The sequence below is a fragment of the Thermophagus xiamenensis genome, from assembly GCF_900112795.1.
Lineage (GTDB): Bacteria > Bacteroidota > Bacteroidia > Bacteroidales > Marinilabiliaceae > Thermophagus > Thermophagus xiamenensis.
Genome location: NZ_FONA01000010.1, coordinates 55,318 through 71,591 on the forward strand (window position 1 = coordinate 55,318; position 16,274 = coordinate 71,591).

The following is a 16,274-nucleotide window of genomic DNA, read 5'->3' on the forward strand; positions in this document are numbered from 1 at the left end:
GACGCAATTTTTTTAAGGAATCTTTTTTTAAAATGACTTTTCAGATTTCTTTCCTTCTAATTTCCTAAGGATCTATATGTTTTGTCTCTTTTCAGCGGATTTTTGAGGAAACTCCAGTTTATTATAGGATCTATGGAATAAAAGCTCATTTTTTGATTCGTTTTCTGGCATTGAAAAATATTGTTGAAATAGCCAAGTGTATTAGATTTAGTTTTATTTTTCTTTTTTTAGGAAGGTTGTTTCCAATTCTGAAAAAATATTTTCAAATTTGCAGCTGGAAAATCAGGCAGTTGTGAAGGTGTAAAGTAATCCGGCTTTTTGCCTTCAATTTGTAAGAATATTACCCCATTTTGATTATAAAAAATCAATAAATCATTTTGAATATGATAAAAAGTGCACTCCAAATTGCAAGGGAAAAATACATTCCCAAAGTTCCTGCCGCATTGAAAGGCAGCGTGAAAATTGTAGAAGGGGAAAAAACTCAATCTGTTGCCGACCAGGCCGAAATTGAGAAAATGTTTCCTCATACCTATGGTTTGCCTGTTTTGTCCTTTGAGACTTCTGATGAAAAAAAAGATTATCCTGCTATAAAAGTAGGGGTTATTCTTTCTGGTGGTCAGGCGCCTGGTGGACATAACGTTATTTCAGGCTTATTTGACGGAATCAAGCGGCTTAACAGCAACAGCCAATTATATGGTTTCCTTGGAGGACCTAGTGGCTTAACCGATAACGTTTATAAGGAATTAACTTCTGATATCATCGATTGTTACCGCAATACTGGAGGATTTGATATTATTGGTTCCGGAAGAACCAAACTGGAAGAAGAATGGCAATTCGAAAAAGCCTTGGAAAACTGTAAAAAGCTTGGTATAAAGGCTTTAGTTATTATTGGTGGTGACGATTCTAATACCAATGCCGCAGTTTTAGCAGAATATTTTATGGCCAAAGGTGCAGGAATTCAGGTTGTTGGAGTCCCAAAAACCATTGATGGTGACCTGAAAACCGAAATGATCGAGACTTCTTTTGGTTTCGACACCGCTTGTAAAGTTTACAGCGAACTCATTGGTAATATCCAAAGAGATGCTAATTCTGCTAAGAAATATTATCACTTTATCAAATTGATGGGTCGGTCTGCTTCACACATTGCACTCGAATGTGCTTTGCAAACACAGCCTAATGTTACCATAATTTCAGAGGAAGTTGCAGCCAAAAATATGACCCTCGATGATGTTGTGAATCAAATTGTGGATGTGGTCGTTAAGAGAGCCGAAAAAGGAGAAAACTTCGGTACCGTTCTTATCCCTGAAGGATTGGTTGAATTCATCCCAGCTATGAAGACTCTTATCGGGGAATTAAATGACCTTCTGGCTAAATTTGAATCTGAAGTTAATAATTTGGAAAGCAATAAGGAACGTCGTGAATTTGTTGCAGGAAAATTATCAAAAGAGTCGGCCGAAGTCTTTACACAACTCCCAAATAGCTTTGCCAATCAATTACTTCTTGACAGGGATCCACATGGTAACGTTCAGGTTTCTATGATTGAGACTGAGAAGTTGTTGATCGATATGGTCAAAGCTAAAGTTAAAGCTCTTAAGAAAGAAGGTAAATTTAAAGGTAAATTTAAAGCTCAGGCCCACTTCTTTGGTTATGAGGGTCGTTGTGCTGCTCCTTCTAATTTTGATGCCGATTATACTTATTCTTTGGGTAATGCTGCCGCTATTCTTATTGCTGAAGGAAAAACTGGTTATATGGCTTCCGTGCGCAATTTGACTGCACCTGCCGATGAGTGGTTGGCTGGTGGTGTGCCCATTACCAGCATGATGAATCTGGAACGTAGGCATGGGGTTATGAAACCTGTTATCCAGAAGGCACTGGTTAACCTTGACGGAGCTCCCTTTAAGAAATTTGCAGAAAATCGTGATGACTGGGCCTTGAATACACAGTACATTTATCCTGGTCCTATTCAATACTTCGGGCCCTCTGAAGTTTGTGATTTGCCAACCAAAACATTGGCTTTAGAGCGCTAAAAGTAATTTAAGTTATACACCTTTTTATAACCCGTACCTGCGATGCATTCCATTTTTCGAGGTACGGGTTGATTTTGTTTTTTTATTCTTGCCTGTCATTAGCCATTTTTTCTATGGGAAATATATTTGCTCTTACTGAAGCTGCTTCAATCGGTCTTCATAGCATGGTTTTGATTGCACGATCCAATGAGATGCTAAATGTTAATCGTATTGCAGAGTTTATTGGAAGCTCGCGTCATCATGTCGCCAAAGTAATGCAACGACTATCTAAAGAAGGGTTTGTAACTTCTAACAGAGGGCCTACTGGTGGGTTTAAGTTAAAAAAGCTTCCGCATGAAATTACCCTGTTAGATATTTATGAAGCTATTGAAGGGCCCTTAGTTGTTCAGACTTGCCCCATGAACCATGATCATTGTCCCTTTGGCCAATGTTTGATGGGTGATCTTTCACCAAATGTTTCAAAGCAAATTAGAGATTACCTTGCGGAACATACACTGAAAGACTATTTGTGAAGACTTTCCATCAGTCTTACGGTCATGCAGGCCGAGATTCCAGCGGTTTCGGTCCTTAGCCGATTTCTACCTAATGAAATGGGAATGAATCCTTGGTCTATGGCAATCGTTACTTCTTCTTCCGTAAAATCCCCTTCAGGGCCAATTAAAATTAGCACACTTTGGGTTTTGTCACGATCCAATAATTGGGCGGATAACGGTTGACGTTCGACCTTTTCATCACAATAGGCAATAAATTTTAATTTTTCGGGATGATTTGCCAATAGAAAATCTTTTAAATTGGTTAATTCTGTTATTGACGGTTTCCAAAAACGTAGCGATTGCTTTGTGGCCGAAATAATCACCTTTTCCAGCCTTGATAACCTAATTTGTTTTCTTTCCGATTGATGGCAAAGAATTGGCGTTATTTTGTCAATCCCCAGCTCCGTACTTTTCTCTATAAACCATTCGAAACGATCAATGCTTTTGGTTGGAGCAATGGCTATATGGCATACAGTGGAACTTTTTTTTGCTGATTCCCGGCTCTCTATTTTAAGTCGGCATCTTTTGACGGAAGCTTCGATAATGGTACAGGTATAACATTCACCCTGACCGGTGATGACCTTTATTAAATCTCCTTCTTTATGTCGAAGTACTTTTACGCAATGCCTGGATTCTTCTTCATTGAGAATTCCACTATTATTTAATATGTCGGGATCGTAGAATACGTGCATAGAACATTTTAATTGTCTCTATTTTGTCTTGTTGTCGAATGTGGAATAATTTTTTATTGTGTCTTGCAAAATTCAAAAGTAATAATTTTAAATTTTGGACTAATAAAATGTTATATCATAATTCAATTTCGTCGCTTTGATTTGCGTGATTGGATTTGTATCAGTTCATGTTAGTTATTTTTCCTACCTTTGCCAGGGCAAAAAAGTGATTAAATTATGACAGATCTTCATTTACTCACAGCCATATCTCCCATCGACGGACGTTATCGGTCCAAAGTGGATGGTTTGGCTTCTTATTTTTCGGAATATGCACTAATCCGTTACCGGATTTTGGTAGAAGTTGAATACTTTATTGCTTTATGTGAAATTTCTCTGGAACCTCTGAAAAGTTTTGATTCGGATCTTTTTGAATCGCTACGAAGCATATATCGTAACTTTAAATTAGAAGATGCCGAAAAGGTAAAAGAAATTGAAAACATAACTAATCATGATGTAAAAGCTGTTGAATACTACCTTAAAGAAAAATTCGACGAGCTTGGTTTGCAAAAATATAAAGAGTTTATTCATTTTGGTTTGACTTCTCAGGATGTGAATAATACAGCTATCCCGCTTTCTTTGAAGGATGCGGTCCATGAAGTATATTATCCCTTTTTGGAAGAGCTGATAGCCAAATTAGATTCCTTATCTGAGGAATGGAAAAATATTCCAATGCTGGCACGTACGCATGGGCAGCCTGCTTCTCCAACACGCTTGGGTAAAGAAATTCGCGTTTTTGTGGAGCGATTAGTGCGCCAGTTGCAATTATTAAAAGAGCTCCCTTGTTCAGCCAAGTTTGGTGGTGCTACCGGTAATTTTAATGCCCATAAGGTGGCTTTCCCAAATATTGATTGGGTCGAATTTGCCAATGGTTTCGTGCGAAATAAACTTCGGCTGGAACGTGAGCAAGTGACTACTCAAATTTCACATTATGATAACCTTGGTGCTATCTTTGATAATTTCAAAAGAATAAATACCATCTTGATCGATTTGGCCCGTGATTTCTGGTCCTATATCATGATGGAATATTTCAAGCAAAAAATTAAAAAGGGTGAAGTAGGTTCAAGTGCCATGCCACATAAAGTAAACCCCATCGATTTTGAAAATGCCGAAGGTAATTTGGGTGTGGCCAATGCTTTGTTTGAACATTTATCGGCTAAACTTCCAATATCCAGACTTCAGAGAGACTTAACTGATAGCACCGTGCTGAGAAATATTGGTGTGCCGTTGGCTCATTCCATTTTGGCTATGCAATCGTTGAAAAAAGGTCTGGATAAATTATTAATTAATGAAACTGCCATTGAAAAAGACCTTGAAAACAATTGGGTTGTAGTAGCCGAAGCAATGCAAACTATTTTAAGGCGAGAAGGCTTCCCTAAACCTTATGAAGCTTTGAAAGAATTGACTCGTACAAATGAAAAAGTCAATGAAGAGTCTATTGCGCGCTTTGTCGATACATTGGATGTTAGTGATAAAGTAAAGGAAGAACTTAAAAAGATATCGCCCGGGAACTATACGGGTGTCGATTTATATTAATGTTACCAGGCCTTGATTCTCCCACTTTTTTGCAGTTGACAAATTTTATTTTTTAAGGCATCATTTGGGTTATAGATAGAAGAATCGTTTAAAATAAAGTTTAATAGACGTAGAATAGTCACTACAATTTTATGGTGCTGGTTTTATACGGCTTTTTTATGGGGTGCAGCCCATATGTTGTGTGGCGTTTTATGAAAAAGAAATTAATTGTCTTTTAATGAGAGATTTTTGGTTTATAATGAAGCGGTATTTACCGCCTTACAAACATTTGTTGGTTTTAAACTTTCTGTTTAATCTCCTTTCGGGGTTATTTGCTGTTTTTTCCGTTGCTTTAATGATTCCTATGTTGGAGATAATTCTTTCTCAGGAAAGTGAGGTTTTCACTTTAGTTGAATGGAGCTTCAATTTTAGTGATATTAAACACAATTTATACTATTATATTACTCTTTTAAAAACGAATTATGGACCCGGTTGGTCCCTTTTGTTTGTAGGAGTGTTTTTGATAATAGGAACTTTTTTGAAAACAGGCTTCACTTATTTGGCCTCTTATGCCAGTATTGGTATTAGAAATGGTGTGGTAAGAGACCTTAGACAACAAATTTATCGTAAAATATTAGATCTGCATAACGGATATTTTAGTGATGAACGAAAAGGGGATATCATTGCTCGTTCCACAGGTGATGTTCAAGAAGTTGAAAATTCTATTATGTCATCACTCGATATGTTCCTTAAAAATCCGGTGCTTATCGTTGTTTTTCTTGCCGCCATGCTGATTTTCAGTGTAAAGCTTACGCTTTTTGTTTTGGTGGTTTTACCGCTCGCCGGATTAATTATTGGAAGGGTAGGGAAAAGCTTGAAAAAAACTTCCAGATCCGGACAAAATAAAATGGGAGACTTAATGGGGATAATTGAAGAGACCCTTTCCGGACTAAGGATTGTAAAAGCTTTTAATGCAGAAAAGAGAATGAATCAGCGTTTTGAAGGCGAGGTGGAAGAATATCGATCTATAATGGATCGATTGATGCGGCGTCGAGACCTGGCTCATCCCATGAGTGAATTTTTGGGAACTATCGTTGTTGTTATTTTGGTCTGGTTTGGTGGTACCCTTATTCTGACTGAAACAAACACTATTAGTGCCGCCGGCTTTCTGGCCTATTTGGGGATATTTTATCAGGTAATAAATCCTGCCAAGAATTTTTCAAAGGCTCTCTACAATATTCAGAAAGGGTTGGCAGCCTATGATCGTATAGATAATCTTTTAAGTGCCGAAGTGAAGATTAAAGAAGTGGCTAATGCTAAAAGCATTAATGATTTGAAAGAGGGAATAGAATATAGAAATGTTACCTTCGCTTATAATCATACCCCTGTTTTAAAAAATATTTCTCTTTATATCCCCAAAGGGAAAACAATAGCCCTGGTTGGTCAATCAGGAAGCGGTAAATCAACTTTTGTTGATCTGCTTCCTCGTTTTTATGATGTGCAGGAAGGTGCCGTTTTAATTGATGGAATCGATATACGGCAGTTAAAAATACATGACCTGCGAAACTTAATGGGAAATGTGAATCAGGATGCGCTACTTTTCAACGATACAATATTTAATAATATTGCTTTCGGCGTCGAAAATGCCACTCTTGAGGAGGTTGAAGAGGCCGCAAAGATTGCCAATGCGCATGATTTTATAATGGCAACCGAGAAAGGATATGATACAGTTGTTGGCGACCGTGGCAGCCGTTTATCAGGTGGCCAACGTCAGCGTATCAGTATTGCTCGTGCGGTTCTGAAAAATCCACCAATACTCATTTTGGATGAAGCCACATCTGCACTCGATACCGAATCCGAAAAGTTGGTTCAGGACGCCCTGGAAAAACTGATGGCCAATCGTACATCCATAGTGATAGCTCACCGACTCTCTACTGTTAGAAATGCCGATTGCATCTACGTTTTCCAGGATGGAGAAATTGTAGAAACTGGAAATCATGTAGAATTAATAGAAAAAGGTGGCGTTTATAAAAAACTACACCAATTACAAATGGGGTAATGTTGGGTTAAGGTTCATGTTCAGAATCTGGCCAGTATATCGGCAATATGAATGGTTTTTATGGGTAAGTCGTGTTTCCGGATATAACTTTGAATGTTCAGTAGACATGATGCTTCTGTTGAAACAATATATTCGGCTCCGGTTGATAAGGCATTTTCAACTTTTTGTTCAACCATTGCGGTGGAAACAGGTACGAATTTGACCATAAATGTACCTCCAAATCCGCAGCAAGTGGTATTTTCAGGTAATTCTTTAAATTCAAGACCTTCTACATGCGATAATAACCGACGCGGTTCATCTTTGATACCATATTCACGAAGCGCTGAACATGCATCGTGATAGGTTACTTTATGGTGAAAACTGGCTTCAAAATTCTCTTTCTTTAAATGGTTAACTAAAAAATCGGTTAATTCTACCACATTTTTACAAACCCTGTTCACTTCGTCCTGCATTGAAGCGTCATCTTTGAATAATTTAGGGTAGTGATTGCGGATATATCCTGCACATGAAGCCGAAGGGACAACAATGGGGCGGTCATTGGAAAAATCGCGGATAAACTTTTGGGCTATTTTTCTTGATTCTTTCCAGTATCCACTATTGAATGTGGGTTGACCACAACATGTTTGCCGGGAATTATAGTTTACTTCAACACCCGCTTTTTCAAGAATTTTTACCACATTCCAGGCGGTATCAGGATATAGCTGATCGATGAAACAAGGAATAAATAAATCTACTGTCATGTTATTTTTTATTTATTGCAAATTTAAGGTTTCATCAGTAATTGACACCTTTTATGGTGATGATATTTTGATGGGTTATTAAGTTTTGCAACCAATGCGTTTGTTACATAAATAAGGTTTTGAAATTAGGCTTTCCTTTCTGATGTAAAAACATAATTCTGATTTTTAATGGTTTAAGTTTGGTGGTTTTTAAAAGGTTTTCTAATTTAACGGCAAAATTTTAAAGTTGTGCGGATGAAGAAATTTTACCTGGGAATGTTTTTATTGGTTCTTTCTGTTAATCTTTTCGGTTTCAATGTTGTATACGACGATGTCACTTTGAAATCGAAGGGATGTATTAATGGTGTGGATGATTGTTTTTCAGGCCAGACCATTGAATTTATAGAATCCGACGAACATAAGGGTGCTTTGAGGCAACTAAAAAATGATCTGTTTTTTTATCATGCAGAAGATGTTTTCGGGAATAATATTTTATCAACCAATGAGGACTTCGATTTTATTTCTTTAAGTGAGAAAATGGACCAATCTACTTTTAAGATTTGGTATAGTAAAAATGATAATCAAATTGTTGTAACGACTAAGGAAAATATTAGGTTTTCAGGAGTTCTTTTTGATATTACCGGCACAATTGTATCAGACCAACGTAAAAAATTTGTTGAAGAGAGATTGATTTTTCAAACTTCTGGGTTAAAAAGAGGCATCTATGTTGTGACTTTATATGGCCCGGGAGGTACTGTTTTAGTTATTTCTAAGATCGTAGTAAATTGATTCTTCTTTTTACCGGAATGGATAGCAGGCATAGATATGTAATGATAGCCCAAGTGATAAATCCCGGCAGAAAATTATTCCTTTTTTAAGGAATCTGCCGGGATGAAATTTAAAGAGATACTATTCACACAATGGCGAGTGTTTTTTGGGGTGAAACCTTCGCCTGTAAAGACATGCCCTAAATGGCCACCGCATTTGGCACAGATAATTTCGGTACGTCGTCCGTCGGCATCGGGAACTCGCTTTACAGCCCCTTCTATTTCATCATCAAAACTGGGCCATCCACAACGGGCATCAAACTTATCGTTACTTCTGTAAAGGTGCGCTCCGCAACGTTTGCAGGTATATATCCCTGCTTCTTCATGTTGGTAGTATTTTCCGGTAAAAGGGAGTTCGGTGCCTTTATGTACAATCACATATTCTTCTTCGGGTGTTAATTGCTGAAACTGAAATGCAGTGCTATCTTTTTGTGCCATAACATTAAAGGTGATGATAATTAAAATTAAATGGAATAAATATTTCATAATATGTCGGTTAACCGTATTTTGCTAATGGCTCATCTTTGTGTCTTTTGTTATTACTTGAAATAGATGTTCTTTTGTGATTTAAGTCGCCATGCTCGTTTCATCAGTATAAATTTTTTTAAGTTATTGGTCTGATGGAACTCGCATGACCAAAGAGTTTAAAGTGAATAGTTTTTTGTTGTCGGATGTTTTAGTTACAATAATCACCTACAGCCTAACGGCCTATTGGCCTAATAGCCTAATCTGGCCATGCTCGTTCATTCGTATAAAGTTTACTTACTTTATTGATATATTGCTTCTTAAAAGTAGTTGTTAGTCAATAGTCATTAGTGGTTAGTTAATTGTCTATCTTACCAAACTCTTCAAGCCATTCAATCTCATCATCTAACAACAAAATATCCTATTGGCCTAATGGCCTATCGGCCTTTTCTGCCAGTGCACTTCTGCCTGGGTCGTTTATACATGTCTTTAATGTGACAAATCTTTTAGGTCACGTTCCTTTCCTTAATTAATTATTTCTGCAGAGTAGCCGGCATCTTTAAGTAATTGAATGATTTCCTCTGCATCCCCGTCGGTCTCAACTGATAAAATTCGGTCGGGTGTCTCTAAATCAACGTTCCATCGGGCGATATTGTTCGATTTCTCCAGAAAAGGTGTGATGGCTTTAATACATCCGTTGCACTTGACATTTGTTTTGAATTTCAGAGTTTTCATGGTTATTACTTTTAGTTTAATTTTTGCGAAAGTTTTGAATGATTTATTGGTGTTTATCACTTGTTTCTTTTAAATGAACCTTTTAAGCGAAGACTGTTACTGACTACCGATACCGAGCTGAAAGCCATAGCTGCTCCCGCAATCATCGGATTAAGTAAAAATCCCGTAAAAGGATAGAGGATTCCTGCAGCAATGGGTATGGCAACAACATTATAGAAAAAAGCCCAGAAAAGATTTTGTTTTATGGTTCTAACCGTTTTATGTGAAAGTGTTATGGCTTCCGGTATTTTATTTAAGTCTGATGTCATAATGGTTAAATCTGCCACATCCATAGCGATGTCCGAACCTTTACCCATAGCCATGGAAACGTCAGCCAGCGCCAGTGCTTCCGAGTCATTTATGCCGTCGCCAACCATTGCAACAACATTGTATTGTTTTTGAAGGGTTTTAATAAACTGAGCTTTGTCTGCGGGTAGAACATTTGCACGGTATTGCATGATTCCGGTTTCCTGAGCTACCGCTTTGGCAGTTTGTTCATTGTCGCCGGTCAATAAATATTGTTTGATGCCTAGATTTTGTAATATATTAACCGCTTTTTTGGAAGAGGTTTTAATTCGGTCGGATACTGCCACAATTGCTGCCGGCGTTTTATTAATTGCCATCCAAATCACCGTTTGGGCCTTTTCTTGCCATTTTTCTGAAACTTTATATAATTCCTGAGAGATTTCAATCCCTTGAGACTTCATAAATTGTATGTTGCCGATGAGGATTTTGTCACCTTTAATTGTTGCTTTGAGGCCATGCCCGGCCATGTTCTGAAAATCCGAAACTTGATAGTTTTGTATTTCCTTAGTTTCTTTCAAATAACTGGTGATGGCCGGGGCTATGGGATGGTCTGAGCGACTTTCGACAGAATAAAGGAATGAAAGGACTTGGTTTTCCTTTTCTGTTCCGGTAATTAATTTTAGGTCGGTAACTTCGGGTGAACCTACAGTGATGGTTCCTGTTTTGTCGAAAACCATTGCTTTAATTTGTCTGGCTTTTTCTAAAGCAGAAGCGTTTTTAATGAGAATTCCCTTTGTAGCGCCAATACCAATGCCTACCATAATAGCAGTGGGGGTTGCCAGCCCCAGTGCACAAGGACAGGCTATTATCAGAACCGAAACTGTTGCCAGTAGAGCCTGGGAAAGATAAGTGGTGCCACCGAAAATAACCCATATTAAAAACGTAAGTAAGGCTATGGAAAGGACAGATGGTACAAAGATGCCCGCTACTTTGTCGGCAAGCTGTTGAACCGGAGCTTTACTCGCCTGTGCTTCTTTTACAGTTTTGATAATTTGTGCCAGTAATGTTTCGTTCCCGATTTTTAATGCTTTAACAGTAAAGGTTCCCGACTGATTTATGGTACCTGAAAAGACCTTGCTTCCGTTATTTTTTTCAACCGGCATCGGCTCGCCGGTTATCATACTTTCGTCCACAAATGAGTTGCCGTCAACAACTTCGCCATCTACAGGAATTTTGTTGCCGGGTTTTACAAGCAAACAGTCGCCTGTCGCAACATCGCGGATATCTGTTTCTTGCCACGAACCATCTGACTGAAGTTTTATTACAGTTTTGGGTTGCAAGCCTGCCAGTTTTTTTATGGCAGAAGAAGTACGTTCTTTTGCTCGTTCTTCCAGCCATTTCCCTAACATGATAAAGACAATGATTACAGCCGATGCCTCAAAATAGACATGTGCCTCCAATCCTCTGGTGGTCCAGACTTTCGGGAATAGTGTGTTAAAGCAGCTAAAGAGATAAGCTATTCCGGTACTTATGGCCACTAGGGTATCCATATTGGCACTGCCATGTTTTGCCTGTTTTATTGCATTTATAAAAAAATGACGGCCAAAAACAAACAAAACAGGTGTCGTCAAAACCCACATAATGTAATTGGCCATTGGAATGTGATTCCAAAACATACCAACAAGGAATACAGGAAAGGCCAGCAATCCGGCCCATATCAACCGTATTTTAGTTTGCCGGCTTTTTTTTCGTCGGGATTCTTCGAGCAGCTGCTCACTATTTTCATCATCATCCACTATCAGGTTATAACCGATTGAACGTATGGATTTTTGCATTTGGTATACATCGATATTTTCCGGCAGCCAGGTGACATGTACGCTATTTCCCGCCAGGTTTACATTGGCCTCGATTATGCCGGGCAGTGATTGCAACATACTTTCCACACTTCCGGCACATGCAGCACATGACATGCCGTCGACGGGTAGTATTTTTTCTTTTACCAAAGGTTTTAAACCGGCTTTTTTTAAGCGGTCAATTATTTCCAATATGGCTTTTCGGTTTTGGGTGATAACCACAATACGTTGATTGTTGACCTCCCAACTCCAGTGCTCTATTTCATTTGCTTCCTTGAAAATTTTGGCTATTAGCGATTCTTGTACATCACTGCTGGTGCTATCGATGGAAATATACCATTTTTGTTTTTTCGATGCCATAACGATACCTTTTGTTACAAAGGTAACTTAGCATCCTTCTTATTTTTTGCATTATTTTCGGAAATACTTACACGCCGGATTTAAGGAGTAACCACTAATGACTAAATCACTAATCACTAAATCACTAATCACTAATTCACTAATGACTAAATACTATCAATGCTGTTTCTTTGGGGTTTACGTAATTGTTTGAATTGGCGAGGGGTCATCCCAGTAATTTTTTTGAATTGATTGGACATATGAGCCGGACTGCTATATCCTAGTGCGTAGGCAATTTCAGAAAAGTTCATTTCGCCGTATGCGATGAGTTCTTTAACTTTTTCAATCTTTTGCTTGATGATAAACTGCTCGATGGTAATTCCTTCCATCCCCGAAAAGAGTTGACTAATAAATCGGTAATCGTGATTGATTTGTTGAGCGAGCCACGACGACCAGTTAAAGCCCTGTTCCGGGCTTTGATGATGAATTTGTTTGATGATGAGTGTTTTTATGTTATCAACCAGTTGCTTATCACGGTTTTCAATTCGTTCGAAGCCTATTTCGTGAAGCTTTTGGTCTATTTCCTGCATCTTGTCAGTGGAAATCTCCTCTTCCCGGATTTCTGCAATTCCCAATTCAACAGATATGGGATGAAGTCCGGCTTCGGTTAATATTTTTTTCACCGCCATTATGCAACGCGGGCAAACCATATTTTTGATGTGAAGCGTTGTCATGACATCAATATTATTAAGGTTTGAAGGGCAGAAGACAGAAACGGAATTGGCCCAAATTAAATGATAGGTTCCTGTTAAAACGCCCAAAATCCTGAGATATTTCGCGATTTCAATTACCGCTTCTGCCTTCCGGTCTTTTCCTAATTTTTTAATCCGCATCTTATCAGTAAGGCATCAATGGATGGCTCTTCACCTCTAAATGCAATGTATAGCTCCATGGGGTCCTTGGTGCCGCCTTTTTCCAAAATATTTTCACGAAAGGCTTGTGCTGTTTTTCTATCAAAGATACCGTTTTGTTTAAACAATTGAAAGGCATGTGCATCCAATACTTCCGCCCATTTATAGCCATAATATCCGGCGGCATAGCCACCATTAAAGATATGACTAAAGGCAGTACTCATGCAGGTTCCTTCAACATCCGGGAAAAGTTCGGTGGGTTGCATTGCCGACTTTTCGAAATTGGTAACGTCGGTAGCGATTGGTTCTTCAAGGGTATGCCATGCCATATCATTCAATCCGAAACTGATTTGACGTACTGTTGCATATCCGCTTTGGAAATTCCCCGCAGCTACTATTTTGTCAACTAATTCATCGGGAATGGTTTCTCCCGTTTCGTAGTGTTTGGCGACCATATGTAACCACTCTTTCTGTTGGGCCCAGTTTTCCATGATTTGAGAGGGTAGTTCTACAAAATCACGGAATACCGATGTCCCCGATAACGATTCATAGGTGACGCGACTCAACATTCCATGTAAGGCATGGCCGAATTCGTGCAGAAAAGTGGTGACCTCGTTAAACGTTAACAATGATGGTTTTGATTCTGTGGGGCGGGTGAAATTGGTGACTACCGAAATATGCGGACGTATATCCTTTCCATTTTCAATATGCTGGTCAAGATATGAGGTCATCCAGGCACCTCCCTGCTTCCCTTCTCTCGGAAAGAAGTCGAGATACAAAACAGCCAGAAATGAACCATCGGCATCATAGGCCTCATAAGCTTCTACTTCGTCATGGTAAACCGGTATGTCGGAATTTCTTTTAAAAGTAATTCCGTAAAGGCGGTTGGTTAAGTCGAAAATTCCTTCTTTGACCTTTTCCAGCTGGAAGTAGGGTTTGGTCATTTCATCACTAATATTATACCTGGCGGTTTTTAACTTTTCGGAATAATAAGCAAAGTCCCATCTTTGCAGAGTGTCCTTAAATCCCGTCTTACGTGCAAAATCTTCCACTTCTTTAACCTCTTTTTGGGCGAAAGGAAGCGAGGCTTCGAGAAGTTCCTGCAAAAAACGGTTTACGCGGTCGGGCGTTTTGGCCATCCTTTCCGACAAAACATATTCTGCGTGATTATTGTATCCCAGTAGTTTTGCTTTTTCGAGACGCAGGGCTACAATTTTTTTTATGATTTCTTTATTGTCGCGATTGTTACCTTTATTACCCCTTGTTGTGTAGGCCATGTACATTTTTTTTCGAAGTTCCCGGTTGTCGGCAAACTTCATGAAGGGGAAATAGCTTGGAAAATGGAGCGTAAAAATCCATCCTTCCAAATTTTCATTTTTTGCCTTCAGGGCAGCAGCATCAATTACGTCCTGAGGTAGTCCTGCCAGGTCTTCGGGATTGGTGATGTGAAGCTTGAAATCGTTGGTTTCGGCTAATACGTTTTCCCCAAATTGGAGAGAAAGTTTGGATAGTTCGGCCGATATTTCACGATATTTTTCTTTCTCGTCACCCGATAACAAAGCACCCCGGCGAGTGAAACTTTTATAGGTGTCTTCCAGTAACTTATGTTGTTCTTCCGTAAGTGCAGGGGAAGTATGATACTGGTCATAAACCGTCTTAACTTTTGCGAAAAGCTTTTCGTTGAGCCAAATATCATTTGAATATTCAGAAAGCATTGGAGATACTTCTCTGGCTATGCTTTGAATTTTTTCGTTGGTTTCGGCAGCATTGAGGTTGAAAAATATGTTACTGATGCGGTCAAGTCGTTCCCCCGATTTTTCGAGGGCTTCTATTGTATTCTCGAAGGTTGGCGGTTCCGGATTGTTTATGATTGCAGCTATTTCATCTCTGCCTTCTTTCATGGCCAGTTCAAAGGCCGGCATGAAATGGTCTTCACTTATCTTATCGAAAGGTGCCGTTTGGTGCGGCGTATTAAATGGTTGCAATAGAGGATTGTTGTCATTCATATTTGTCTTGTTTTTACATGAATAATTTGCTGTAATAATGAAAAACAGCAACAAAGTTAATAGGTTTAGTCTCATGGTTGGAAAAATTTATTGAAACATATTTTAAGTTATAGAATTGCCAAAATTTTCAGAATGGCCAAAAGTACCATTCGTTTTTTGAATGTGGAATGATTTTGATTGGTTTTATATTTTATGGCGAAGAGATTTTTGAAAAAGCAAACAAAATGGCTGTTTAATTGCTATATAAGATGGAATAATTACCGGGGCCATGAAAAAGAAATTGTTTGCTATAGTATTTTTTTTGTCGATATTTTTAGTTGGAAATTTATGGGGTCAGCAAGACTCTGTTTTTTTGCTTTCGGCAGATGACGTGTATTTGAAGTACGGGAAAAAGCTTAAAAAGGTCGAAAAGAAAATCAGGCAAGGGGAATATTTTTATATGAAATCAGACCGCCTGAAAGAGGAGATAGACGAACTAAAATCTTCGGCTGATGAAAAGCCAATGCGCCTGGCTCAAATGGAGGAGCGGATGTACAGGCTTCAACTGAAAGCTTCTACTTACTATGAAGATGCCAATAAAATGCAGTTACGAATATTGAAAAAGTACATGCAAAAGGAGTATCCGACCAAATTTAAAGAAATTGAAGATGAAGTGAAGTACCAATTTCGGCAAGGTTACGTTATAAGGGAGAGGGGGGTAAGTATGCTTCCCGGCCAATCGCCCTTGAGCTTTGCTGAAGAAGCCTACAGAATAGAGTCGAAAGCATTGCAGGATTTGACTGCCTTAATGGTGCCGGAAAAGAATGACCAGACTGATGAAAAGGAAAAGCCCGTTGCAGAAGTGAAGGATAATAGTGACGTTGATGAGGCTGATGATGAACCAGAAAAGCCTGAAATAGTTTCAGAAACTTTAAAAAATGTGAAACCGAATAGTTTAGGTAACGTAGAAAAAAACATTTTGCAAAACAAAGAGAAGGAAGTCGGAAACAAAGAACCCGGTATATATTTTTCCATCCAGTTTTTGGCTACCAAAAAAAAGGTTAACAATCAACAAGTAAAAGATATTTATAGCGGACCTTTACCTGTGATTGAAGTTAAGGATGGTGTATGGTACAAATTTTCGGCCGGACGGTTTAATACTACCGGAGCGGCAATCCGGAAAATGAAGGAAGAAGGAATTTATGGTTTTATCGTTGCTTTTGAAGGAAATCGGAGAATTAGTTTAACAATGGCCCGACGTCTTTTGCAAAAACAGTGATTATATTTAGATAG

At 38.6% G+C, this 16,274-nt stretch carries 13 protein-coding genes; 6 read left to right on the plus strand and 7 right to left on the minus strand.

Annotated features, from left to right (window positions below; genetic code table 11):
• Positions 1 to 383: 383 nt before the first annotated feature.
• Entirely contained in the window at positions 384 to 2,027 is a 1,644-nt protein-coding gene (locus BM130_RS07570) for a diphosphate--fructose-6-phosphate 1-phosphotransferase (RefSeq protein WP_010527175.1), read from the plus strand.
• A gap of 113 nt (positions 2,028 to 2,140) precedes the next feature.
• Positions 2,141 to 2,539, plus strand: coding sequence for an RrF2 family transcriptional regulator (locus BM130_RS07575; protein ID WP_010527176.1), 399 nt, complete (start codon positions 2,141 to 2,143; stop codon positions 2,537 to 2,539).
• Here the strand turns inward: BM130_RS07575 and BM130_RS07580 are convergent.
• Complete coding sequence (locus BM130_RS07580; protein ID WP_010527177.1) at positions 2,530 to 3,252, minus strand: 16S rRNA (uracil(1498)-N(3))-methyltransferase; 723 nt, start codon at positions 3,250 to 3,252, stop codon at positions 2,530 to 2,532. The genes BM130_RS07575 and BM130_RS07580 overlap by 10 nt on opposite strands.
• A gap of 216 nt (positions 3,253 to 3,468) precedes the next feature.
• Here BM130_RS07580 and purB point away from each other — a divergent pair, with 216 nt between their 5' ends.
• A complete protein-coding gene (gene purB / locus BM130_RS07585; protein ID WP_010527178.1) occupies positions 3,469 to 4,824 on the plus strand; it encodes an adenylosuccinate lyase in 1,356 nt (451 codons plus the stop codon).
• A gap of 217 nt (positions 4,825 to 5,041) precedes the next feature.
• A complete protein-coding gene (locus tag BM130_RS07590; protein WP_010527179.1) occupies positions 5,042 to 6,862 on the plus strand; it encodes an ABC transporter ATP-binding protein in 1,821 nt (606 codons plus the stop codon).
• 20 nt (positions 6,863 to 6,882) lie between these two features.
• On the opposite strand, the gene BM130_RS07595 is transcribed toward BM130_RS07590, so the two are convergent.
• Positions 6,883 to 7,602 carry a (Fe-S)-binding protein gene (locus tag BM130_RS07595; protein WP_010527180.1) on the minus strand — a complete coding sequence of 240 codons (720 nt, stop codon included), beginning with the start codon at positions 7,600 to 7,602 and terminating at the stop codon, positions 6,883 to 6,885.
• A 234-nt stretch (positions 7,603 to 7,836) separates the two neighbouring features.
• Between BM130_RS07595 and BM130_RS07600 the strand changes: the two genes are divergently transcribed.
• The gene (locus BM130_RS07600) at positions 7,837 to 8,370 is read left to right on the plus strand and encodes a hypothetical protein (protein WP_010527181.1); all 534 of its coding nucleotides are present in this window, start codon (positions 7,837 to 7,839) and stop codon (positions 8,368 to 8,370) included.
• 74 nt (positions 8,371 to 8,444) lie between these two features.
• Here the strand turns inward: BM130_RS07600 and BM130_RS07605 are convergent, their stop codons facing one another.
• From BM130_RS07605 to BM130_RS07625, 5 genes are all read right to left on the minus strand, one after another.
• Complete coding sequence (locus BM130_RS07605; RefSeq protein WP_010527182.1) at positions 8,445 to 8,894, minus strand: methionine-R-sulfoxide reductase; 450 nt, start codon at positions 8,892 to 8,894, stop codon at positions 8,445 to 8,447.
• Positions 8,895 to 9,398: 504 nt separating this feature from the next.
• Positions 9,399 to 9,608, minus strand: a complete 210-nt coding sequence (locus BM130_RS07610; RefSeq protein ID WP_010527183.1) for a heavy-metal-associated domain-containing protein — start codon at positions 9,606 to 9,608, stop codon at positions 9,399 to 9,401.
• Positions 9,609 to 9,664: 56 nt separating this feature from the next.
• Complete coding sequence (locus tag BM130_RS07615) at positions 9,665 to 12,106, minus strand: heavy metal translocating P-type ATPase (protein ID WP_010527184.1); 2,442 nt, start codon at positions 12,104 to 12,106, stop codon at positions 9,665 to 9,667.
• Between the two features lie 146 nt (positions 12,107 to 12,252).
• Positions 12,253 to 12,978: an AraC family transcriptional regulator gene (locus tag BM130_RS07620; protein ID WP_010527185.1), complete on the minus strand. Its 726-nt coding sequence runs from the start codon at positions 12,976 to 12,978 to the stop codon at positions 12,253 to 12,255.
• Positions 12,960 to 15,002 carry a M3 family metallopeptidase gene (locus tag BM130_RS07625; RefSeq protein ID WP_010527186.1) on the minus strand — a complete coding sequence of 681 codons (2,043 nt, stop codon included), beginning with the start codon at positions 15,000 to 15,002 and terminating at the stop codon, positions 12,960 to 12,962. The genes BM130_RS07620 and BM130_RS07625 overlap by 19 nt, the downstream gene beginning before the upstream one ends.
• A gap of 268 nt (positions 15,003 to 15,270) precedes the next feature.
• Between BM130_RS07625 and BM130_RS07630 the strand changes: the two genes are divergently transcribed.
• Positions 15,271 to 16,260, plus strand: coding sequence for a hypothetical protein (locus BM130_RS07630; protein ID WP_010527187.1), 990 nt, complete (start codon positions 15,271 to 15,273; stop codon positions 16,258 to 16,260).
• Positions 16,261 to 16,274: the final 14 nt, after the last annotated feature.